The sequence below is a fragment of the Methylorubrum suomiense genome, from assembly GCF_022179765.1.
Lineage (GTDB): Bacteria > Pseudomonadota > Alphaproteobacteria > Rhizobiales > Beijerinckiaceae > Methylobacterium > Methylobacterium suomiense.
In genome coordinates this window covers 149,891-172,245 of the sequence record NZ_BPRE01000011.1, presented here as the reverse complement: position 1 = coordinate 172,245, position 22,355 = coordinate 149,891, and the positions used below count along the sequence as shown (strand labels likewise).

General features: G+C 68.9%; 14 protein-coding genes. 7 read left to right on the top strand and 7 right to left on the bottom strand.

The annotated features are described in order from the left end of the window. Positions 1-134 precede the first annotated feature (134 nt). The 4 genes from MFF26_RS17915 (at position 135) to MFF26_RS17900 (ending at position 8,163) form a co-directional block, all read left to right on the top strand. Positions 135-875: a Crp/Fnr family transcriptional regulator gene (locus MFF26_RS17915; protein WP_137827215.1), complete on the top strand. Its 741-nt coding sequence runs from the start codon at positions 135-137 to the stop codon at positions 873-875. A 49-nt stretch (positions 876-924) separates the two neighbouring features. Further along, complete coding sequence (locus MFF26_RS17910; RefSeq protein ID WP_137827214.1) at positions 925-1,617, top strand: HWE histidine kinase domain-containing protein; 693 nt, start codon at positions 925-927, stop codon at positions 1,615-1,617. Positions 1,618-1,770: 153 nt separating this feature from the next. Then, positions 1,771-3,756, top strand: coding sequence for an autotransporter assembly complex protein TamA (locus MFF26_RS17905; RefSeq protein WP_137827213.1), 1,986 nt, complete (start codon positions 1,771-1,773; stop codon positions 3,754-3,756). After that, the gene (locus MFF26_RS17900; RefSeq protein ID WP_137827212.1) at positions 3,757-8,163 is read left to right on the top strand and encodes a translocation/assembly module TamB domain-containing protein; all 4,407 of its coding nucleotides are present in this window, start codon (positions 3,757-3,759) and stop codon (positions 8,161-8,163) included. A gap of 134 nt (positions 8,164-8,297) precedes the next feature. On the opposite strand, the gene MFF26_RS17895 is transcribed toward MFF26_RS17900, so the two are convergent. Both MFF26_RS17895 and MFF26_RS17890 read right to left on the bottom strand, forming a co-directional pair. Further along, the gene (locus tag MFF26_RS17895) at positions 8,298-9,371 is read right to left on the bottom strand and encodes an adenylate/guanylate cyclase domain-containing protein (protein WP_137827211.1); all 1,074 of its coding nucleotides are present in this window, start codon (positions 9,369-9,371) and stop codon (positions 8,298-8,300) included. Positions 9,372-9,640: 269 nt separating this feature from the next. Then, complete coding sequence (locus MFF26_RS17890; protein ID WP_238308272.1) at positions 9,641-11,833, bottom strand: transglycosylase domain-containing protein; 2,193 nt, start codon at positions 11,831-11,833, stop codon at positions 9,641-9,643. 373 nt (positions 11,834-12,206) lie between these two features. Between MFF26_RS17890 and MFF26_RS17885 the strand changes: the two genes are divergently transcribed. Next, positions 12,207-13,496: a PepSY-associated TM helix domain-containing protein gene (locus tag MFF26_RS17885; protein WP_137827209.1), complete on the top strand. Its 1,290-nt coding sequence runs from the start codon at positions 12,207-12,209 to the stop codon at positions 13,494-13,496. Between the two features lie 4 nt (positions 13,497-13,500). Here the strand turns inward: MFF26_RS17885 and MFF26_RS17880 are convergent, their stop codons facing one another. From MFF26_RS17880 to MFF26_RS17870, 3 genes are all read right to left on the bottom strand, one after another. Beyond that, positions 13,501-14,289, bottom strand: coding sequence for a restriction endonuclease (locus MFF26_RS17880; RefSeq protein ID WP_137827208.1), 789 nt, complete (start codon positions 14,287-14,289; stop codon positions 13,501-13,503). Positions 14,290-14,433: 144 nt separating this feature from the next. After that, a complete protein-coding gene (locus MFF26_RS17875; RefSeq protein WP_238308271.1) occupies positions 14,434-14,886 on the bottom strand; it encodes a Ros/MucR family transcriptional regulator in 453 nt (150 codons plus the stop codon). A gap of 803 nt (positions 14,887-15,689) precedes the next feature. Then, positions 15,690-16,340 (bottom strand): class II aldolase/adducin family protein, encoded by a 651-nt coding sequence (locus MFF26_RS17870; protein WP_137827206.1) that lies wholly within the window; start codon positions 16,338-16,340, stop codon positions 15,690-15,692. Positions 16,341-16,482: 142 nt separating this feature from the next. On the opposite strand from MFF26_RS17870, the gene MFF26_RS26495 reads away from it, so the two are divergent. Further along, entirely contained in the window at positions 16,483-16,617 is a 135-nt protein-coding gene (locus MFF26_RS26495) for a hypothetical protein (protein WP_281405151.1), read from the top strand. An 87-nt stretch (positions 16,618-16,704) separates the two neighbouring features. Beyond that, positions 16,705-19,416, top strand: a complete 2,712-nt coding sequence (locus tag MFF26_RS17865) for a bifunctional acetate--CoA ligase family protein/GNAT family N-acetyltransferase (protein WP_238308270.1) — start codon at positions 16,705-16,707, stop codon at positions 19,414-19,416. Positions 19,417-19,789: 373 nt separating this feature from the next. Here the strand turns inward: MFF26_RS17865 and MFF26_RS17860 are convergent, their stop codons facing one another. Together MFF26_RS17860 and MFF26_RS17855 are read right to left on the bottom strand one after the other, a co-directional pair. Beyond that, entirely contained in the window at positions 19,790-20,317 is a 528-nt protein-coding gene (locus MFF26_RS17860) for a Dps family protein (protein ID WP_137827204.1), read from the bottom strand. Positions 20,318-20,470: 153 nt separating this feature from the next. Further along, on the bottom strand, positions 20,471-22,231 hold the full coding sequence (locus MFF26_RS17855; RefSeq protein WP_137827203.1) for a L,D-transpeptidase family protein: 1,761 nt from the start codon (positions 22,229-22,231) through the stop codon (positions 20,471-20,473). Positions 22,232-22,355: the final 124 nt, after the last annotated feature.

The window sequence follows — 22,355 nt, the reverse complement described above, 5'->3', positions numbered from 1 at the left end:
TCACACGAGCCTCGGTGGGCTCACCCCGAACGCGTTTGCAACCCGGTCCAAACAGGACCAGAACCAGAACGGACTCTGGTTATGAACGGGGGCAAACAGGGGGCAAGGTCACCGCGAATTCGTAAGGAAGCTCCGTGGTCAATCCTCTCGTCCGCAAGCTGGAGAATTTCGTCCGTCTTTCCTCGGAGGAAAGGCAGGCGCTGGATCGTGTCGTCCAGAACACGCGCCGATTAGGCCCACGTGAGGACGTGGTGCGCGATGGCGATCAGCCTCGACACGTGAATTTGATTCTCGAAGGCTGGGCTTGCCGTTACAAGCAATTGGAGGACGGTCGGCGACAGGTGATCTCGATCTTCTTGCCCGGAGACATGTGCGATCCGCATGTCTTCGTCTTGAAGAACATGGATCATTCGTTGGGGACTCTGACATCCTGCCTGATCGCCGAGGTATCGGAACCGTCGATCCGCGAGATCACTGCGGAGAGCCGCAAGATCGAGGAGGCTTTCTGGTGGGAGATGCTTGTCTCAGCCGCCATCCAGCGCGAGTGGACCGTCAGCCTCGGACAGCGTCTTGCGACGGAGCGGCTCGGACATCTGTTCTGCGAGCTGTTCATGCGCCTCGATGCCGTCGGCCTGACCAACGGCACGAGCTGCGAGTTCCCGATCACTCAGGCCGATCTCGGCGATGCGATGGGTCTCTCGACCGTGCATATCAACCGCACCCTCAAGGAATTGCGGGCCGCCGGATTGATCCGCCTGCGCGGACGCCAGCTCACGATCCCGGATTTTCCGGCCTTGTGCTCTGCATCCCTCTTCGATCCATCCTACCTGCATTTCGAGCGCGACAGGTCCGCATCGGCAATCGGCGACAGTTGAAACAGCGGTGGAGCGCCAGCCACATGCGGGCGAGGTGGATGGCAAAGCGATGAATCACGACACTCCTGAGGCCCGCATCGCGGAACTCGAGGCCGAGAACCGGCGTCTGCGCCGTTTTCTCGACGAGAAGGGGCTGCCCGCCGAGCAGCGCCATCAGGTGCGCAACACCTTGGCGATGCTGCGCGCCATCATCCGGCGCTCGGCCGAGACCTCGGACAGCGTCGAGACCTATGCGGCCCATCTCGATGGACGGCTCGACGCCATTGCCCGCGTCCTCGGAGCGCTGATGCGCAGCGTGGCCGAAGGCGTGGCCCTGCACACGCTGATTGCCGACGAGTTGCAGGCGCATCTGGCCCGCGAAGGCGATCAAGTCGTCATCTCCGGGCCTAACCTGCGCCTACGCGCCGGTGCCGCCGAGATCGTCGCGCTGGCGATCCACGAGTTGACCGTCAACGCCATCGAGCACGGGGCCCTGATGCTGCCCCAGGGGCGCATCGCCATCTCATGGTCGGTGGTTCCACCCGCACCGGGCGGGCGGCTCACCTTCGTCTGGACCGAGAGCGGCCTGGAGAACCTGTCGGCGGAGCCGCCGCGGCGCGGGTTCGGCTCGGAGGTGCTGGAGCGAAGCCTGCGCTACGAGTTGAAGGCCGAAACTGACCTCGCCTACGAGCGGACCGGACTGCGCTGCACGATCACCCTGCCGCTGCCGCCCCAGATCACCCTGATCGAGGACGACGAGTAGGGGACAAGGTGGACCGCGCGCTCACCATTGCTTGAGGCAGCGGCACGGTCGGCGTGACCGGGTAGCCCTGGCTGGCGTCGACAGGTAGTTTACCCTTCGATGCTTGAATGGAGGCATCGCCTTCGGCCAGTGAGCACGGACCCACCCGATCGTATGACCGTCCGGAAGTATGGCTCGCTGCGTTCACCCGTCATCGGTGGCGTCTTCCTCTCGGCCGTGATGGCGGCAGGCTTGCCGCAGCCCGCCGCCGCGTTTGATCTGTTCGGCCTGTTCGGCTCGGAAGAGGAGCCCCCCACACCGACACCGTCGGCTCTGCCCTACAGCGTGCGCATCACCGGGACCGACGATTCCGATGTCCTGACCGCCCTGCAGGACACCTCGACCCTGTACCGTCTGCGTCAGGAAGCTCCGCCGGACGGGGAAGGCTTGGTGCGTCGGGCCGAAGCGGACCTGCGGCGGCTCACCGACGTCCTATCCGGATACGGCTATTATCAGGGCACCGTCTCGATCCGGATCGACGGCGTCCCGGTGACGGGCGATGCCTCGTTGGCCGCCGCCGCCCGCGCCGCGGAGGGCTCGCGCGCCCGAGCATTGGTGCCGGTCAAGATCGCTGTCGACCTCGGCCCCGCCTACACCGTACGATCCGTGCGCGCCCTCGACCCACGGGGGCGGCCCTTCCCGGCCGAACTGCTGCCCGAGCGCTTCGTTCGCCCCGGCGACGACGTGCCGGCTCGCTCGGCCACCGTGCTGGCCCGCGAGGCCAGGATCGTCGACCGCTTCCGGGCGCTGGGCCATCCCTTCGCCAAGGCGGTCTCCCGCGATCCGGTGGTGGACGACGCCGCCCACGTCATGGACGTGACCTTCACCATCGATCCGGGACCGAAGGCGGGCCTCGGCGAGGTGGCCGTGAGCGCGCCGGAGGGGATCGACCCCTCCGTCATCCGCTCCTTCATCTATACCGAACCGGGCGATCCCTACTCGCCGAAGGCCGTGGCCGACATCCGGCGTTCGGTCGCTCGCATCGAGGGGCTCGGCGCGATCCGCGTGCGTGAGGGCGAAAGTCTCGACCCGCAAGGCAATCTGCCGATCTTCGTCGAGGTCAGCGAGCGCGAGCGCAATCTCATCGGGGTCTCGGCCCGGTACTCCACCGTCGATGGGCCGGGAATCCGCGCCTATTACGCCAACCGCAACCTCTTCGGCGGCGCGGAGACCCTGAGGCTCGACGCCGATATCTATTATCTCGGCCTCGGCTACGATCCGTTCGCCCAACAGCGCAAGGCGGCCGGCATCGACACCACGGGTCTGGGCGGGCGCCTCTCGGCGACGTTCGTCAAGCCGGCACTCTGGGGCAGCCGCAACGACCTGCTCGCCAATGCCTTCGTGACCCGCGAAGTCCAGCAGAGCTACTTCGTCGATGCCGCGGGCGCCTCGGTGGCCGTCCGCCATCGCTTCTCCGACACGTTCTCGGCGCAGATCGGGGTCGACGGGCAGGTCGGCCGCTCGAAGGACGCGCTCGGCACTGTGAATTACCGGCTCATCGGCGTGCCGGTCTCGGTCACCTACGATTCGACCGACAATTTGCTCGACCCGACGCAGGGTTTCCGCTTCCAAGCCTCGGCCGCGCCCTATCCAGGCTTCCTCGGCTCGGATCCGGGCATCTTCGTCGCGAAGGCGCAGGGCTCGACCTATTACGCGCTCGACGAGGACGCGAATTACATTCTGGCCGGACGCCTCGGCTTCGGCTCGGTCTCCGGCGCCCGCCTCGACGAGATCCCCGACAATTTCCGCTTCTTCGCGGGCGGTGGCGGCTCGGTGCGCGGCTTCGCCTTCCGCACCCTGGGGCCACGCGGACCGTTCAACCTGCCGATCGGTGGACGCAGCCTGTTGGAAGCCTCGATCGAAGCGCGCATCAAGGTGACCGATACCATCGGCATCGTCCCGTTCTTCGATGCCGGGACCGCCTTCGCCTCGACCCTGCCGGATTTTGATGAGCGTATCCGCAAGGCGGTCGGCCTCGGGCTCCGGTACTATACCGGCATCGGCCCGATCCGCGTGGACGTCGCCTTCCCGCTCGACCGGATCAAGGGATACCACGAGCGTCCGGTCGCCCTGTACATCAGTCTCGGACAGGCTTTCTGAATGGGATTTCTTGGCAGGGCATGCGGCCAGAACTCTTCCCAATTTGCGGGGGAGGGTGCCCGCGGCGCGAGCAGAAGCCTCGGCGGAAAGGAACGAGGGGCCTTCGCGGCACTCGCCGCGCTGGTCCTGCTCCTTGCCGCCGCCCTGACGCCAACCGATTTCCTGCGCGCTGCCGACGGTGAGAAGACCGTCCTGGGCGGCATCCTCTCGAAGGCCCTGTCGAGCGACGCTTCCCAGGTCTCGATCGGCGCCGTCGACGGCGCTCTGTCCTCGGATGCGACCATCCGCGATGTCGTTATCAGCGATGCCGACGGTCCCTGGCTGAAGCTCGACCGCGCCCGCCTCGCATGGCGCCGCCTCGCCCTTTTGTCGGGACGGCTGGAGGTGGATAGCCTCGAAATCGGTCGGCTCGAAATCCTGCGCAAGCCGGTGTCCGGTCCGCCGCCCGCCGAGGCCGAGCCGCCGGACGGCTCCCTGCTGCCCGATCTCCCGGTCAAGGTGGAGATCAAAGCGTTCAAACTCGCCGAACTGCTTCTCGGCGAGGGCATCGCCGGGCAGCCCGCGCGGCTCTCGGCCGATGGCAAGGTCAAGCTCGGTAACCCGTCCGAGGGCCTCGACCTCGCCGTGGTGGCCCGGCGCCTCGACGCCGCCGGCCTGTTCGATGCCCGGCTCCTGTTCGTGCCGAAGGGCGAGAAGCTGGAAGTGAAGGCGGCGCTGACGGAACCCGAAGGCGGGCTCCTGTCCAAGGCGGCGAACCTTCCCGGAACGCCGCCCATCGTCTTCAACCTCGAAGGGCGCGGCACGCTCGACGCCTTCAATGCAAGGCTCGACTTTGACGCCGGCCCCGACATCGGTGCCAAGGGCGGAGCCCGGCTTTCGCGCATCGGCACGGATCGGCGGCTGAGCCTCGACCTCGCCTCACGGATCGAGGGCCTCGTGCCGGGCCCCCTGGCCGCGATCTTCTCCGGGACGACCAAGCTCGACGGCGGCATGGCGTTCTCCGATTCCGGCGCCTTCCGCATCGACCGGCTGGATCTGACCTCGCGTACCGCCCGCCTCGGCATCGGGGGCAGTCTCGGCGCCGACCGCGTCGCCGATTTTCGCGTCGAGGCTCGGGCATTGCCGACCGAGGACGGCGTGACCAAGGCGGCCGAGACCGAGTTGCGGACGCTGATCTTCGACGGCAGCCTGAAGGGGCCGCTCGCCGCGCCGCAGGTGAAGGGGGCCCTGCAGGCATCGGGCCTGCGTACCAGCGCGTCGTCCCTCGACCGCGTCGAGGCCCTGCTCTTCGTCGAGCCGAACGGCACCGCCGCAGCCCGTCGCTTTGCGATCCGCGCCGACGGCACCATGGAGGGTCTCTCCCTGGCCGATCCGGCCCTGCGCCGGGCCGTTGGCGAGCGGGCGAAGCTCACGCTGCGGGCGGATGCGGGATCGGACGGGGTCGTGGATGTCGCCGACCTCACCCTCGACGCCGACACCGCTCGCCTCTCCTATGTCGGCAGGGTCGGGCAGAACACGCTGGCGGGCACGCTGCAGGTGGCGCTTGCCGATATCGGTGCCTTCTCCGGCGTCGCCGGCCGGACGCTGGCCGGACATCTCGAGGCGAAGGCGACGGTGAGCGGCGATCCGGCCCGCAAGGCGCTCGCTGCCGATCTCGACCTGCGCGGCGGTGGCTTGGTGCTCGGCCACGAGATCGCGGACCGCCTGGTCGGACGGACGCCCACCCTCAGGGGCCGTGTCTTTCAGACCTACGACGGATACGGCTTCGACCGCCTGCTGTTCGAGGGCGCGGAACTCGTCGCCACGCTCCAGGGGCAGGCGACCGCGCGAAGCGCCGACGTGACCGGCCGCCTCGACCTCAAAGACCTCTCGGCCTTCGATGAGCGTTTGGCCGGCGCCGCGAGCGCCGATGCCCGTCTCACCGGCTCGCTGCGGAAACCCGACCTCACCGCCGCGCTCCGTGCCCCCGATGCCCGCGCGGACGGAAAGCCGATCCGGGACCTCCGGCTCGACGCGACGCTCTCCGATCTGACCGGCGCCCTCGACGGCACCCTGCGGCTCACCGGCGATGTCGCCGGCAAGGCGCTCAAGGCCGACGCGCATATCGCGCGCCCCTCGAAGACCGATTACGCCCTCGACCGTCTTGCCTTCGCCCTCGGCTCGGTGGCCATCGACGGCCGCGCGGTGGTGGATCCCCGCTCCCTGCTCAGTGAGGGCGCCCTGACCGTCCGAGCGGGCGACCTCGCCGATCTCTCGGCGCTGGCGCTCGGGCAGATGGGCGGGTCGCTCGATGCCGCGGTGACGCTGACCCGCGACGGCGGAAGGCAGGACGCCACGATCCGGGCGACCGGCGCGCATCTCCGCTACGACCATTTCGGCCTCGCGAAGCTCGATGCCGATCTGGTCGGACGCGATCTGCGGGCGCATCCCGCCCTCGACGGCCGGGCGAGCCTCGACCGGGTCGTTGCCGCTGGGCAGACGATCGACACGGTGCGGCTCACCGCCACGGGCACGAGCCAGGCAAGCGACCTCGTCCTCACCGCCCAGGCCCGCGGCTTCGCCCTCGACGGCGCGGCCCGGCTTCTTCCGGCGGAGCGCACCCGCATCGAGATCGTCCGCTTCTCGGCCCAGCGCGGCAGCGACCGCCTTGCTTTGGCCGGTCCCGCCGCGATCACCCTCGACGACGGCTCGGCGCTGATCGAGAATCTTGTGATCGCCGCCGGCTCCGGCCGGGTCAGTGTCCAGGGACGGGCCGGCGAATCCCTCGATCTCAAATTCGGCATTCGCGCCCTTCCACTCGCGCTCGCCCGCATCGCCTCCCCGAGCCTAGCGTTGTCCGGCACGGTGGACGGTGAGGCGGATCTGCAGGGCACCGCTTCCCGCCCCGAGGGCCGCTACGCCCTCAGCGTCGCGAAGCTCGTGACGCCGGAGACCCGCAGGGCCGGCCTGCCACCGATCGATGCGCGGGCGAGCGGGACGCTGTCCGACGGCGCTGCCAGCATCGACGGGCGCATCTCCGCCGGCCGTGGCGCCGAGGTCACCGTGGCCGGCGCGATCCCCGTGGAGGCGGGCGGCGCACTCAATCTGAAGGCGCGCGGCACCCTCGACGCTGCCCTCGCGAATTCTCTTCTCAGCACCGGCGGCCAGCGCGTGGCTGGCCGTGTGGCCTTGGATGCGGGCGTCACCGGCTCCCTCGCGGCGCCCCGTGTCGAGGGTTCGGCGACCTTGTCGGGCGGCAGCCTGACCGATCCACTGAACGGCATCCGCCTCACCGACATTCAAGGCCGCATCACCGGTCGCGGCGACGCGATCCAGATCGAGCGGCTCACCGCCGCCACCCGCAATGGCGGGCGCATCGCCATCGACGGCCGGGTCGCGGTCGAACCCGCCTCCGGCTTCCCCGGCGCGCTCCGGATCACGGCAGACCGGGCCGAACTGGTGTCGAGCCCCCTGATGACGGCGGTGACGAGCCTCAACCTCGCGCTGTCCGGCCCGCTCGCCCGGACACCGAAGATCTCGGGACGGGTCGACGTCGTCTCGATCGACGTGTCCGTGCCCGATCGCCTTCCCGCCACCGTGCAGCCTCTGCCCGGCATCCGGCACGTCAACACCCCGCCGGCGGTGCGTGAGCGCCTCGCGCAGCGCGGCGAGCGCAAGGCACAGATCGCGGCCCTCAGCCGCAAGAAGACGACCGCGCCCTTCGATGCCAGCCTGGACGTGACCGTGAATGCGCCGAACCGCATCTTCGTCCGCGGACGCGGCATCGACGCCGAACTCGGCGGCGAACTGCGCGTCACCGGCTCCTCCCGCGCTCCGCGCGCCAACGGCGATTTCGAGATGCGTCGCGGACGCCTGAGCCTGATCGGCCAGCGGCTCGACTTCACTCGCGGCCGGATCACCTTTGCGGGCGATCTCGCGCAACCCGATCTGGACTTCATCGCCGAGACCAAGGCCGGCGACGTCACCGCCCGCGTCGCGGTGAACGGCCCGGCCTCACAGCCGGTCTTCGCCCTCTCCTCGGATCCGAGCCTGCCTCAGGACGAGGTGCTCTCGCGCATCCTGTTCAAGAAGGCGGCGGGCGGCCTCTCGCCGTTCCAGGCTCTGCAACTGGCCCAGGCCGTGGCGCAGCTCTCCGGCGGTGCGGGCGGGCCGGACGTGTTCGAATCCGCCCGAAAGAGCCTGGGGCTCGACAGTCTCGATGTCTCGACGGGGGCGAGCGGCGGACCGGCGGTCGGCGCCTCGCGCTACATCAACGACCGCATCAGCGTCGGCGTGAAGGCCGGTGCCAAGCCCGCCGACACTGCCGCGACGATCAACTACGACGTCACCCGCCGGATCAAGCTCAACGGCGAGGCCGGGAGCGATGGGCGGACGGCGGTGGGGGTCGGCGCCGAATGGGAATGGTAGGGGCGGCCTGAGGTACTCGCCGTATCGGTCGAAAGGGATTTCGGCCGGTGGGAGATCGGATCGCCGCGCCTGGCCGCCATTCCGAACGATCCGGCCTCGACCGATCGATCGATCGACCGGCCGAAGTGGCTCGTTCAGCCGGCGGCCTCGCGGGGCCGGGCGAGGGCGCGCGTGTCTTGAGTGGGCAGGGCAACCGCCCGTTCCAGGGTCGCGACCGAGAGGCGCCGGCCTCGCCCCCTCAGGGCATGGCTGCCGAGACCGCGTGCGGTGATGTCTTTGGGCAGGCGCGGCAGCCGCGCGAGCAGATCCTCGGAGATCAGCGTGTCGACGCCGAGGGGGCGACATAGGGATTCGGTTCGGGCGACGACGTTCACGGCATCCCCGAAATAGGCGATCTTGTGCCGGTCGACCCCGACTTCCGCCGTCACCACCGGGCCGCCATGGAGCCCCGCGCGCAGCCGCGGCACGGTGCCGAAGCGGGCCTCCCAGGCGGCGGCGTCGGCTTCGATGCGGTCGCGCACGGCGAACAGGCAGGCGACGCAGCGCGCGTCCTTCAGCCCCCGCTCCATCGGCCACGTGATCATGGCGAGGTCGCCGATGTAATCGTCGACCGACCCGTGGAAGCGGCGCACCGGTTCGGCGAGGGTGGCGAAGACCGCGCTGAGATATTCCTGTGCCCGCAGGTCACCGTGGGTCTCGGCGAAGGCGGTGGAGCCGACGACGTCGAGGAACAGGAAGATGCGCTCCTCCTCCACCGGGCGGTGATAGCGGCCGACGAGGAAGTTGATGAAGACCTCGCCGCCGATGAGGTCGCGCATGCGGATGACGAAGACGAGAAGCGCCGAGACGGCCAGCGCGTAGGCGAGCACCCGCGGGGTCGTGCGCACCGCCTCCACCAGCGGATCCTGGGTAAGCCCGAGCAGCCAGACGACGAGACCGCCGAGCGCGTTGCCGGCCACGATCATCGCCACGTAGGACAGCTCGGCCGCCACCACGTAGAACCCGGCGGGGAGGCGGCGGATGCGCGCCTGCAAACCCGCGAGCAGCACCCCGCGATCGAAGGCCAGGGCGGCGATGCCGACGCAGAGGCCGTAGGTGAAGCCCGCCGCCGGGCTCGCGCCCCCCGCGAAGATCACGTTGTAGAGGAGACCCGCCCCGCCGGTGGCGAGCAGGATCAGGAACCAGAACCAGCGATGGTGCGGCAGCATCAGGGGCGGCTCCGGCGTCCGGCGAGGGGCACGCCCGGCCTGTACGCACCGGCCCAGGGGCCAGCGGCACGACGGTCGGGCAAGGGGGAGGACACGGGGGCTCCTTCACGAGCTGGGAGGCGGCGGCGCGCTCCCGTCTCATCCAAGGCTCATGCCCGCAACATGGCGCGAATGTGGCAAGCCACCGCGCCCCCGCGAACCGAACCCCGCGATGGCGTGGTACGGGGATGAATGTCCCGCCCAACCGGGAAGTTTTGGACGATCAGCGCCTACTCGCCGAGCCCGAACAGCTTCTCGAGGAAGTTGCGATCGTCCTGGCTCGGACCCTGCCCACGACCGCCGGGCACGGAACGCGGCGGCGGCGGCACGGAAGCGGTGCGGTCCGGCTCTCCGAGGAGGACGCCGATCAGCCCGCCGGGACCGCCCTCGCGCTCGCCCGCATTCGCCACCTGAGGCCGGGCGCGCCAGCGATTGAGACCGGGCAGCCCCACCGGCTTGTCGGCCTTCAGCGCCGTCGTCATGTAGGTCTTCCAGATCTCGGCAGGCAGGCTGCCGCCGGAGGCCTTCTTGGTCGGCTCGCCGTCATCGTTGCCGAGCCAGACACCGGTCACGAGAGTGGCCGAGTAACCGATGAACCACGCATCGCGGAAATCCTGGCTGGTGCCGGTCTTGCCGGCGAGTTCCCAGCCCGGGATGTCGGCTTTCTTGGCCGTGCCGATGGCGAAGACGTCGTGCATCATGGCGTTCATCATGCCGACGGCGTTGGGATCGATGACCCGGCCGAGGCCGCCTTCGCCACGCTTGTACAGCATCTTGCCGTTCGCCGACTTGATGCTGGCGATGACGTAGGGAATCACGCCGGTGCCGCCATTGGCGAAGGCGCAATAGGCGCCGACCATTTCCAGCGGCGTGACTTCCGAGGTGCCGAGCGCGATCGACCCGTTGGCTTGGAGCGGCGAGGCGATGCCGAGGCGCTGTGCGGTCTGCACCACCGCCTTCGGGCCGACTTCCTGGCCGAGACGGACGGCGACGGTGTTGAGGGATTGCGCCAGCGCCTCCCGCAGGGTCACCGCGCCGCTATAGCTGTGGGAATAGTTCTCCGGCGCCCAGTTGCCGATACGGATCGGCGCGTCGTCGCGCACGGTGTCGGGCGTCAGCCCGCGCTCGATCGCCGCCAAGTAGACGAAGGGCTTGAACGACGAGCCGGGCTGCCGCTTGGCGGTCGTGGCGCGGTTGAACTGGCTCTGGGCATAGTCGCGGCCGCCGATCAGCGCGCGGATCGCGCCGTCCGGCCGCATCGAGACGAGCGCGCCCTGCGCAACGTTGTAGCGAGCGCCCTTGGCGTTCAGCTCGTCGGTCAGCGCACGCTCGCCCACGCTTTGGAGGCCGGCATCCACCGTGGTGGAGACGACGATGTCGTCGTCGAATTTCGGAAGGAAGTCGTCGAGGACGTCCATGACGAGGTCGGCAACGTAGTTCGGCGATCCGCCGCCCCGGGTGGAGGCGGGCCGCGCCGGCTGGGCCAGGGCCACCTTCACGTCGGGGGCCTTCGCGAAACCGAGATCCTCCATCGCGGCGAGGACATGGGCCGCCCGCGCCTGCGCCGCCTTGAGGTTGCGGTTCGGGGCGAGCCGCGAGGGTGCCTGGACGAGTCCGCCGAGCATGGCGGCCTCCGCCAGCGTCACGTTCTTGGCAGGCTTGCCGAAATAGCGCTGCGCCGCCGCCTCGACGCCGTAGGCGCCGGCACCGAAATAGACCCGGTTGAGATAGAGTTCGAGGATCTCGTCCTTCGTGTATTTGTGCTCCAGCCACAGTGCGAGGATCGCCTCCTGGATCTTTCGCGAGGCCGACCGCTCCGGCGTGAGGAACAGGTTCTTGGCGAGTTGCTGGGTCAGCGTCGAGCCGCCCTGCGCGAGGCCGCGCCGGGTCAGATTCTGGGCGACGGCGCGGGCGATGCCGACCGGATCGACGCCGAAATGGTCGTAGAAACGCCGGTCCTCGATCGCCACGAAGGCGCGCGGCAGGTAGGGCGGCAATTCCTTGATCGAGACGACGCGCCCACCGGTCTCGCCGCGATTGGCGAGCAGGGAGCCGTCGCTCGCCAGGATCGCGATGTTGGGCGGGCGCTTCGGCACCGCCAACTGGTCGATCGGGGGAAGCTGCGAGGCGTGGTAGGCGATGAGGCCGGCCAGTGCGATCACGCCCCAGATGCCGAGCACGACGACGCCGTGAACGATTCGGCCGAGCCAGGATCGCCGCCGCCGGGGTGGCTTGCCGCCGCCGCCCGAGGCGCGTTTCCGTGAGGCCCCGCGGGGCGCCGCCTTCGCGCCGCCTCGCTGTGCCGCGCCGCCCGCCGAGCGGTCCCCGCGCGACAGGCGCACATCGAGGCGTGCGGGATCGCTCCCCTCCGGGATGTCGAAGCTCGGTTCGCTGCGCGGTCTGCGTCCGGCTGTCTTCGCCATGCGATCCATGTGGGGCCGGCAATCCCGCAGGACCGCTACCCGCTTCCGTTCCATCTCGGCCGCCGTCGCGCCTCGCAGCGCATCGGTTCCGCCTCCGTTCGGCAGCCTAAATGCGGCGGGTTTAAGGGGGTGTTAAGTCACTGGCTGCACCCGTGCCCGGCCTTTACTGGATCTTCACGGACGATCGAATCGGACGCTGATCCCGAACCGGCTTCCGTGACGGCGTCAGCCACGCTAAATCTCGGCGCTCCCGATTCGTCCAACGTGTGGACGAGGGAGCAAGGCTTCTGCAACTCCTTCGTTCAGGGGAGGTGCCCGGGACAGGGGCACATGGTTGACAGAAGGTCCTGTTAGGATCGGATTTCGGGGATCGATGGCGCGTTCGGTTTTCGTCCTGCTTCACCGATGGGCCGGCCTGACGGTGGCGGCCTTTCTTTTCGTCGCGGGCCTCACCGGCGCGGTGATCTCGTGGGACCACGAACTCGACGATTGGCTGAATCCGCATCTCCACGAAGTCGCGAGCCGTGGGACCGCGATTTCCTCGCTCGACCTTGTCCGGCAGTTCGAGGCGCGGGAAACGAGAGCGAGGGTGGTCTACTTCAACACCGCGGCCGAACCGGGCGAGGCGCTGGATCTGTTCGTGATGCCGCGGGTCGATCCCGCGACCGGTCAATTGGCCGTCCTGGGCTACAATCAGGTCTTCCTCGATCCGGTGAGCGGCGCCGAGATCGGCCGGCGGGAATGGGGCCAGGCTTGGCCGATCACCCGTGAGACCCTGATCTCGTTCCTGTACAAGCTGCATTTCTCCCTGCATCTGCCCGCGATGTGGGGCGAGGACCGCTGGGGCGTCTGGCTGATGGGAATCGTCGCCATCGTCTGGACGATCGATGGTTTCGTCGGCTTCTATCTGACGCTGCCGGTGCGCAAGGCCGCCAAACCGGACCGTGCGGCGAGCCCTCGCCCATCCGGCCGGGATTGGTGGAAGCGGTGGAAGCCCGCCTGGAAGGTCAAGACCTCCGGCAGCGCCTACCGGATCAACTTCGATCTTCATCGGGCCGCGAGCCTGTGGACCTTCGCCCTGCTGTTCCTGCTCGCCTTCACGGCATTCTCGCTCAACCTCTATCGCGAGGTGTTCCTGCCGCTGATGTCGAGCATCTCGCGGGTGACGCCGGACCCCTCCTTTACCCGACCGATGGTTTCGCCGCTGAAGCCGATCGAACCGAGCGCCTCGTTCGCCGACATTCTCGAGGCGGCCCAGGCGGAGGGGCAGCGTCGGGGCTGGTCCGAGCCGGTCGGAGCGCTGGCCTACAATCCGTTCCAGGGCTTCTACACCGCGCGCTACTTCCAGCCCGGCGACGATCACGGTGCCGCCGGCGTCGGACCGGCGGCGGTCTATTTCGACGGGGCCGACGCCAAGGTGATCGGCGACCGTCAGCCCTGGATCGGCACCGCCGCCGACCTCTTCGTGCAGGCGCAGTTCCCGGTCCATTCCGGCCGCATCCTCGGCCTGCCCGGACGCATCCTGATCTCGCTGATGGGGCTCGTGGTGGCGATGCTCTCAGTGACCGGCGTCGTGATCTGGTGGCGCAAGCGGGCCGCCCGCGTCTCGGTGCGCCGCAAGGCGGCCCCGCGGCCATCCGCGCGGCCCATCCCCGCCGAGTAGCGCCTCACCGTCCACCGACGGGCAGGAGGCGCCGGCCCTCCCGCGGGAGCTGCGTCGCGAGATCGGGGAGGTCGTCGTGATGGAGCAGGAGCACACCCGTCGTGCCAGCGAGCTTGCGAGCAGCCGGTGTGAACCCGGCATTCGAGACCACCGCCGCCCTATCGGCGGACCAGTGCAGAGCGGCGGCGGCAATTTCCTGCACCGCGGCGTTGCCCACCGGGCGACCGTAGCGCTTGCACTGGACCACGAGGCGCAGTCCGTCGCGCTCGGCGATCACATCGCAGCCCTGATCACCGCTCGCCTGCGTCGGGCGTGCGCGCCATCCCGATTCTTGCAGCAAACGGGCACAGAATCGTTCGTAGGCGATGCCGTCCTCGGGGCTGCCATCATCGTCGGGAAGGGCGTATCGGCGGGCGACGCGCTCGACGATCTCGGCCATCACCTCGTAGCGGGTTTCGGCATCCTCGGCGAAGCCGCGGGTCTCGATCTGCGGAAGAAGGGTGCGCTCGATGAAGTATTCACGCTCCCGGAGCCAACCATCCTCGATGGTGTTGCCGTAAGCGTCGACGAAGCATTCCTGGCGCCGGCGCAGAGCCAGGGTCTCGGCATGACGCTGGCTGACACGGCGCACGAAGGCGCGAAACCGCCTTGGGCGGTCCAGGCGATGCAGCAGGATCGCGAGCGAGGCCGCGCCGGTCGCAGCGAGGGCGGGAGGCCCGTACCAGAAGGCAACCGTCGAGCCGGCGACGAACGTCCAGAATAGGCGAACGGCGGTGGGCGACCGGCCGGACATTGCAACTCCTCGAGGGCCGGAGATACCGGCTGGGGTCGCGACTGTTCCAGGCAGGCGTTGCCCGACCTCTAACGGGTCGGGCAGGTGCGTGGGGGCGGGCTGCGCGCAGCCCGATCCCCTGTGGACAATCCCCGCGGGCGCGGCTCAGACCGCGGCCACGGCTTCCGGCTTGTTCTTCGCCGGCCATTTGCGGCGCTGCTGGCCGAGCCCCATGGTCCGGGCCAATTCGGACCGGGTCTGCGCGTAGCTCGGCGCAACCATCGGGTAGTCGTCGGGCAGGTTCCAGCGGGCGCGATACTCGTCCGGCGAGAGATTGTAGCGCGTGCGCAGGTGGCGCTTCAGCGATTTGAACTTCTTGCCGTCCTCCAGGCAGACGAGGAAGTCGGGCTGGATCGAGCGCTTGATCGGCACGGCCGGAGTCAGTGGCTGCACCTTCGGCTCGGCGGCGCGGCTGGTCAGGCCGGAGAGCGTGCCGTGGACCGCAGCGATCAGTCCGGGAAGCTCCCCGGCTGCCAGGGAATTATGCCCAACGAACGCCGAAACGATGTCGACGGTCAGTGGAATGTAACCCTCGCCAACGGCTTCTTCGAGAGACATTCTAAACAACCTCCTACGATACGGACGAAGACAGTCACTGGCCGCCGTCATCATGACGAAACGACCTGAGACCGAAGCGAAGTCACTACAGTGAACCGAGAGGGATTTAACGCTACGCTGGAAAATGCGCAAGACCGATTTCTATCATTTGTTACAAACCGAGTGCAGCGTGCCCATCCGCACAATCTACGGTCTCTCTGACAAGCCTCAGAGAATGGCCACTTAGTTTACAACAGTTGTAATCTGGCCAGCTCGGTACGAAGAAGCGGATCGCGAGCGGATCTCGGCGCGAGGAGGCATCGTCGGAGAAACAAAGATGATGCGCCCCAGCTGGGCAAGAACTGGCGTATCGGTTTTGGGGGCGCTGCGTTGCGTCGCGAACAGCTCAGCTGTGGAGCGCCCGGCATGGCTCGGACGCCTGGCCGAGTGGAGCGATCAGCGTTCGCGACGCAGCCTCGTCCAGCGCGGCCAACGTCGGGCGGCATGACACTGGATTCGGTCGCGCTCCGGCGGATCCGGCGGTTCGGACGAAGCGAAGCTTATCCCGAGGCGGTGTCCAACGCGGGGGATGTCTCGCGACGGTGCTTTCCGGAGCAAAGGGGAGCCGTGTTTCACCGCGTGGTGGCCAGGGACGCATCGGGTAAGTCAAACTACCTGAGGTAGTCTGACAAGCCTCACGGCCGCGACCGCTATGGGTGTCATGATGCATGCGTCGGCGGAAACAGTTTCCGTAAGCGGATTCGGTGCGTCAGAAATTGCCCTCGCACCGCCGGTCCTGCTCGCGCTTCGTTGTCGGCGACGCGCTAATGGCCCGCCTTGTCGCGCGGTCCGTAGGATTTGAAGCGCTCGACGGTCTCGGTGACTTCGGCATCCGGAAGCACCACCGGGGTGCCGACCTGCAACGCCAGAGCGTATTGGCGACACAGAGCCTCGACCTCGACGGCGAGCCACAGGGCCTTGGCGAGGTTCGGCCCGGTGGCGATCATGCCATGGTTGGCGAGCAGGCAGGCGCTGCGTCGGTCGAGGGCCCGGAGCGCGTGTTCCGAGAGAGCCTGGGTGCCGTAGGGCGCGTAGGGGGCACAGCGAATGTTCGGCCCGCCCGCCATGGCGATCATGTAATGCACCGCCGGAATCTCGCGCCCGCAGATCGCGAAGGCCGTGGCGTAGGGTGGGTGAGCATGCACCACCGCGCCGATCTCCGGCCGGGCCGCGAGGATGTCGCGGTGAAAGCGCCATTCGGAGGAGGGGGCGAGCGGGTGATCGTAATGCCCGTCCATATCCATCTCGACGAGGTCATCGGGGCTCAACTGCTCGGCCGGGATGCCGGATGGGGTCACGAGCAACCCATCGCCCCAGCGGACCGAAACGTTGCCGGACGTGCCCTGGCTGAGACCGAGGCTGAGAAGGCTGCGCATGGCCTCGACGATGGCTTGGCGGGTCGCGAAGGGGGCCACGAACGATTCCTTTTGCTCGCGGTTAACGGTGCCGGGAACCGCCCCTCACCGGGCTCACGCCATTCAGGTGCCGTTAGGTCGGCCATGGATAGCCTCCCGCATAACAAATATTCAGGGTTGCGTGTCGATGCAAAACGCATGGATGAGCCTGTCGGACTTGGCCGAAGCGCGGGGAATCTCTTTGCAGGAGGCGCGCGCCCTGGCCGATCGCGAGCGTTGGCCCAAAGTGTTCAAGCGCCATGACACCCTTGTGCTGCCGCCCCGCCACGCGGTCTGACGCTGGCAGGTCACGAGCCGGGCCCGGTGCCCAGGCCCGGCCGGATGGTGTAACGCCTGACCGACTGAGGCATCTTTCCGGCGAGCGATGAGCACCTATCGATTCGGCGCCTTGCTCGCCCCGCGCCGGATCGCCGTCGTGGGCGCCGGAGACCGGCCCGGCTCGGTCGGCCGCGCCATCATCGACGGCCTGCGGGCCGGCGGTTTCTCGGGCGAGATCGTTCCGGTCCATCCCCGCGAGGCCAGCGTCGACGGGCTCGCTTGCGTCTCCCGGATCGCCGACCTGCCAACGCCCCCCGACCTCGTGATGATCGCGACGCCCCCCTGGGCGGTGCCGGACATCGTCGAGGAGGCGGGCCGCGCGGGTGCGGCGGCGGCGGTGGTGCTCTCGGCCCATCTCGGCCATGGCGAAGCGGCACCGCTGGGCGCCGCCCGCGCCTCCGCCCGGCGCCACGGGTTGCGGCTGATCGGGCCGGACAGCGTGGGTCTGAGCGTCCCGGCACACCACCTCAACGCCACCCTCCTGGCCCGCCCGCCGGCCCCCGGCGACCTGGCTCTGATCTCGCAATCCGGCACCGTCGCCTCGGCCATCGCCGAATGGGCCGGCCGGCGCGGCGTCGGCTTCTCGGCGGTGATGACCCTCGGGCGGTCCGCCGATGTCGACGTCGCCGATTGTCTCGACCATTTCGCCGAGGACTACCGCACCCGGGCGATCATTCTGTCCCTCCACCACGTCGCCGATGCGCGGAAATTCCTGAGCGCCGCCCGCGCGGCCGCCCGGGCCAAGCCCGTCGTGGTCCTGCGCACGGGCCGACACGACGGGCTCGACCACGCCCCCAAGACCCATACCGGCGCGCTGGCACGGCCCGGCGCCGTCTACGAGGCCGCGTTCCGCCGGGCCGGCATCCTCACCGTCGACGGGCTCGACGCCATGTTCTCGGCGGTCGAGACGCTGGGGCGCCAGCGCCCGTTTCCGGGGCAACGCCTGATGATCGTCTCGAACGGGCGCGGCATCGGGGCGCTCGCCGCCGACGGTCTCGCCGATCGCGGCGGCGCCCTGTGCGCGCCGTCCGACGAAACCCTCGCCGCGCTGGAGCCGGTGCGGCATGGCGGGCAAGCGAACCCGCTCGATCTCGGTATCGATGCGGTGCCGCGCGATTTCGCCCGCGCCCTCGAACCGCTCCTCGCGGACCGGGGCAGCGACGCCCTGCTGGCGATCCACGTTCCGACCGCTCGGGCCGGCGCCCGCGACGTCGCCAAGGCCGTGACCGATACGGTCGCCATGGGGCGGGCGGCCGGGCGGCGTAAACCGGTCTTCGCCGTCTCGATCGGCGAGGACGAGGAGATCCGCGCGATCTACGGCAGGGCCAAGATCCCGCTCTTCGCCACCGATGCCGACGCGGTCGACGGCTTCCTGCATCTCGTGCGCTATCGCGAGGCGCAGGACGACCTGATGCGTACGCCCGATTCACTGCCGCGGGACTTCTCCCCGGATGTGGCGACCGCCCGCGCCGTGGTGGAGCAAGCCCTTGCCGAGGGTCGAAGCTGGCTCGATCCCAACGCCGTGGCGGCGCTGCTCGCCGCCTATCGCATCGAATCGGTGCCGAGCACCCTGGCCCCCGATCCCGATGGGGCGGCCGCGGCGGCGTGGCCGCTCATCGCCGCCGGCAGCACCGTGGCGCTCAAGCTGGTCTCGCCGGACGTGGTGCATAAGTCGGAGGTCGGGGGTGTGCGGCTCGGCCTGACCTCGGAGGCCGATGTGCGCGAGGCCGCCGCCGCGATGATCGCCCGCGTGCGGGTGATGCGGCCCGACGCGCGCATCGCCGGTTTCGCCGTGCAGCCGACGGTGCGCCGGGCCCAGGCACGCGAGCTCATCGCCGGGCTCGCGGAGGATCCGGTCTTCGGTCCGGTCGTAGTGTTCGGGCGCGGCGGAACGGCCGTCGAGGTCATCGACGATCGGGCGCTTGCCCTGCCGCCCCTGGACCTCGCCCTCGCGGGCGAACTCATCGGCCGCACCCGCGTCGCCCGTCGCCTCGTCGCCTATCGCGATGTCCCGGCGGCCGACACCGATGCCATCGCGCTGACCCTCGTCAAGCTGGCTCAGCTTGCCGCCGATCTGCCGGCGGTGCGCGAGCTCGATATCAATCCCCTGCTCGCGGATGCCGACGGCGTCGTCGCCCTCGACGCGCGGGTGCGGGTCGAGGTCGAGACCGGACCCGATCGCCGCCGCGGCAACTGGCATCCGCGCTTCGCGATCCGCCCCTATCCGGCCGAGTGGGAGCGGCGGATGATGGCGGGTGATCGCCGCATCTTGGTTCGCCCGGTGCGACCGGAGGACGAGGACATGTTCCGCGCCTTCTTCGAACAGGTCGATCCGGAGGATGTGCGCCTGCGCTTCTTCGCCCCCGTGCGCGATTTTAGCCACGTCTTCCTCGCCCGGCTGACCCAGCTCGACTATTCGCGCGCCATCGCCTTCGTGGCGACGGAGGAGGGAGCGGACGAATCCCGGCGCATGCTCGGGGCGGTTCGTCTGCATGCCAACGCCAATCACGATACGGGCGAGTTCGCGATCCTCGTGCGCTCCGACATCAAGGGCACCGGGCTCGGCATCGCCCTGATGCGGATGATGATCGACTGGGCCGGTGCGGAGGGCATCGCCTGCGTCGAGGGCGACGTTCTCTCCGAGAACAAGGCCATGCGCGCGGTCTGCCAGCATCTCGGATTCGAGGAGCATCCGGCGCCGGACGAGCCGGGCCTCATCAAGGTGAGGCTGCGGGTGGGCGAGATCGGTGGATCCTGACGGGCTCGCCGGCACGCGAACTGGGCCACATCCAATTGTGCGGGACCCGTTACGACGGACGGACGGTGCCGAGCCTTTAACCTGGAGACGACAGGTCCCGACCGACGCCGGCCGCTCGTCCGTTCGCATGACCCTGTCGGACGTTTTCGACGAAAAAGCCGCCGATCCTTGCGAATCGACGGCGGTATGGGTCGGCTGACAGCTAGAACCTGCTAGGCCAATACGGCCTGCGGCACCGCAGCCTAGCGGGCACCTTCCATCCTCTGATCATCCGGCCGGGCTCTGAACGAACCCGATCCGACGATTCTGCCTGCCGGTTGGCGCGCATCCCCCGCGCTACCAAGAGGACGATACAGGAAGGCCGACTGAGCGTTCAGTGACCGCTCTCGGTCGCCTCGCGGGTCGACTCGTAGAGGAACCACGTCCGCTCCTCGGACTGGTCGATCCACTCCTCCAGCAGGCTCGTGGTCGAGACATCGTTGGCCTCGTCCGTGACGCTGTGCAGTTCGCGCATGTTGGCGGTCAGCGCCTTGTTGTCGTCGCGCAGCTCCTTGAGCATCTCCAGCGGGCTGACATACTCGGCGTTGTTGTCGGTGACGCGCTTGAGCTGCTCGGCCTGGCCGAGGGAACGCAGGGTGGTGCCGCCGATCTTGCGGGCCCGCTCACCGACCGCATCGATGATCGCGAAAATCTGCTGAGACTGCTCGTCGAGGAGCAGGTGGTAGTCCCGAAAATTCGGGCCGCTGACGTGCCAGTGGAAGTTCTTGGTCTTGATGTAGAGCGCGAAGAGATCGGACAGCAGCACGGTCAGGCCGTGGGAAATCTTCGTCACGTCCTCGGGGTTGAGGTCGGTCGGCGTATTGAGCCGATCGCTGGCAACGCGAATCTTGGCTTTAGCCATTGGTAAAATCCTTAGACTGCTTACAAAAATGCGTCCGGCAATGAAGGGCGCCGACGCTTATCGGGCAGAATGAGGATTTAGGCCAATTGTTCCGGCACGCATGGCAGCTTCGCTGTGGGCGGGACGCCGCGTCGCAGACGCGAAAGGCGTCGATCAGGTCCGCCCTCCGACGAGGCCCGGCGGCATCAATCCGGGCTCGGTGGGCGCCCGCTCCACCGGGGGCGCGCTCCGGCGCGCCTGCGGCTTCGGGGCGGAACCGACCGGGGCCGGCGCTGCCGAAGCGGGTGACGGGGCCGGTCGCGCCGTTTCCGGCTTGGCGGTCACAGGCGCGGGGCGCGGTGCGGCGATCTCGGGCTTGCGCGGAACCGGGGTCGCGCGCGGCGACAACGAGCCGGTGGTAGCGACGTCGGGCACCGCGGCACCGGGCGCGGCGGGCGTGTCCAACCCGTAGATGTCGTCGCGGAAATGAACCCGCCCGTCCGACGTGGCGTAGCCGGTCAGGTAGACGAAGGCGACCGGCGTCGGCTTCACCAGCTTGATGTCCCGGCGTTCCCCGAGGGCGATGCCGGTCTCGATCTCGATCGGCCCCCAGACCGAGCCCGGCCCGTTCGGCCCTTCCGTGCCCTGGAGCAGCCAAGCAGCGAATTCCTTCACCTGCCCGACCCGCACGCAGCCATGCGAGTGGAACCGCCCCGAGCCCGCGAACAGCGATTTCGACGGGGTGTCGTGCATGTAGACCGCGTAGCGGTTCGGCATGTCGATCCGGACTTGGCCGAGGGAATTATCCAGTCCGGAATCCTGGCGCAGCGTGTAGTTGGCGGCCTTCTCGGTCGACCAATCGATCTTCGTCGGATCGACCTCGACGCCGCCCGGCCCAAGGATGCGGATGCGGTTCTTGGCGAGATAGCCCGGATTCTTGCGCATCGTCGGGATGATCTCGTTCTTAATCACCGAGATCGGCAGCGTCCAGGTCGGGTTGAGGTTCACGTCGGTGATGCGGGTCTCGACGGTGGGCGTCTGCTTGTCGGTCTTGCCGACCACCGCGACGTAGCGGCGCGTCACGCTCCCATTCTCCACTGCCTCGACGGCGGCCGAGGGGATGTTGACCGCCACGTAGCGCTCGCCGAACGGGAAGGTCGAGCCCATCAGCCGCTGCGCCGAGGCTCGCAGCTGCCGCTGGCGGATATCGGCCGGCACGTTCAGCGCGTTGAGGGTCAAACGCCCGAGGATGCCGGAATCCGGCAGGCCGTGGCGGGCCTGGAACGCCTTCACCGCGGCCACCAGCGGCGGGTCGTAGCGGTCGGAGGGCGGGGCATCGGCGGGCAGATCGCCGGTCAGCGTCAGATGATGGCGCAATGAGGGGATTGCCGCGTGGCTGTCACCGGGCTTCGGCGCGAAATCGCCCGGCAGCGTCTTCCAGCCACCCGCTTCGGCGTAGATCTGGTAGCGCTCGGCGGCGCGCATCGTGTCCATGAAGGTCTGCGCCGTGTAGGTCGGCAGCGGATCCTCCGAGACGCGGGCATAGACGGTGGGCGGTAGCTCCCGCGACACCTTCTTCGCGGGCGTCGGTGCGGCCTCGGCGGCTCCAACTTCCGCCTTGTCGGTGGTGGGCTTCGGGTCCGGCTTCAGTTCCGCTTTCGGCTCGGGCTTCAAGTCCGCATGGGTCTCCGCCTTGGAATCCGCCTTGAGTTCCGGCTTCGCCTCGGCCTTGCCCTCGACCCGCGGCTCGATGCGCAGATTGATCCGGGCATCCGTGCGTTCGGCGACGGGCTCCGCCCGCAGCGGGGCGGCGAGGATCAGGGCCAGGGCGGCGCCGGTGCTGCCGAGCAGGCGGGCGCGGCGGCGGCCTTGCGGCGCGCAGGACGAACCCCGCGGGGCGGACGGGCCGCGCGGGGCGGAGGGAACGTGCGGCATCGCGGATCTCGTCGGGGTCACGCGCCGATTGTCCGCGGCGATGGTTACCATCTCCCTGCCCGGTCCCGGAGCGGATTGTGCCGAGACGCTCCGTCGATTCGGGGCGCCTGCTCCTGAGCGGTCG

Coding starts and splice junctions, on each gene's coding strand:
- MFF26_RS17910 (WP_137827214.1), top strand. CDS start 925: ATGAATCACGACACTCCTGAGGCCCGCATCGCGGAACTCGAGGCCGAG.
- MFF26_RS17905 (WP_137827213.1), top strand. CDS start 1,771: ATGACCGTCCGGAAGTATGGCTCGCTGCGTTCACCCGTCATCGGTGGC.
- MFF26_RS17900 (WP_137827212.1), top strand. CDS start 3,757: ATGGGATTTCTTGGCAGGGCATGCGGCCAGAACTCTTCCCAATTTGCG.
- MFF26_RS17895 (WP_137827211.1), bottom strand. CDS start 9,371: ATGCTGCCGCACCATCGCTGGTTCTGGTTCCTGATCCTGCTCGCCACC.
- MFF26_RS17890 (WP_238308272.1), bottom strand. CDS start 11,833: ATGGCGAAGACAGCCGGACGCAGACCGCGCAGCGAACCGAGCTTCGAC.
- MFF26_RS17885 (WP_137827209.1), top strand. CDS start 12,207: ATGGCGCGTTCGGTTTTCGTCCTGCTTCACCGATGGGCCGGCCTGACG.
- MFF26_RS17880 (WP_137827208.1), bottom strand. CDS start 14,289: ATGTCCGGCCGGTCGCCCACCGCCGTTCGCCTATTCTGGACGTTCGTC.
- MFF26_RS17875 (WP_238308271.1), bottom strand. CDS start 14,886: ATGTCTCTCGAAGAAGCCGTTGGCGAGGGTTACATTCCACTGACCGTC.
- MFF26_RS26495 (WP_281405151.1), top strand. CDS start 16,483: ATGAGCCTGTCGGACTTGGCCGAAGCGCGGGGAATCTCTTTGCAGGAG.
- MFF26_RS17865 (WP_238308270.1), top strand. CDS start 16,705: ATGAGCACCTATCGATTCGGCGCCTTGCTCGCCCCGCGCCGGATCGCC.
- MFF26_RS17860 (WP_137827204.1), bottom strand. CDS start 20,317: ATGGCTAAAGCCAAGATTCGCGTTGCCAGCGATCGGCTCAATACGCCG.
- MFF26_RS17855 (WP_137827203.1), bottom strand. CDS start 22,231: ATGCCGCACGTTCCCTCCGCCCCGCGCGGCCCGTCCGCCCCGCGGGGT.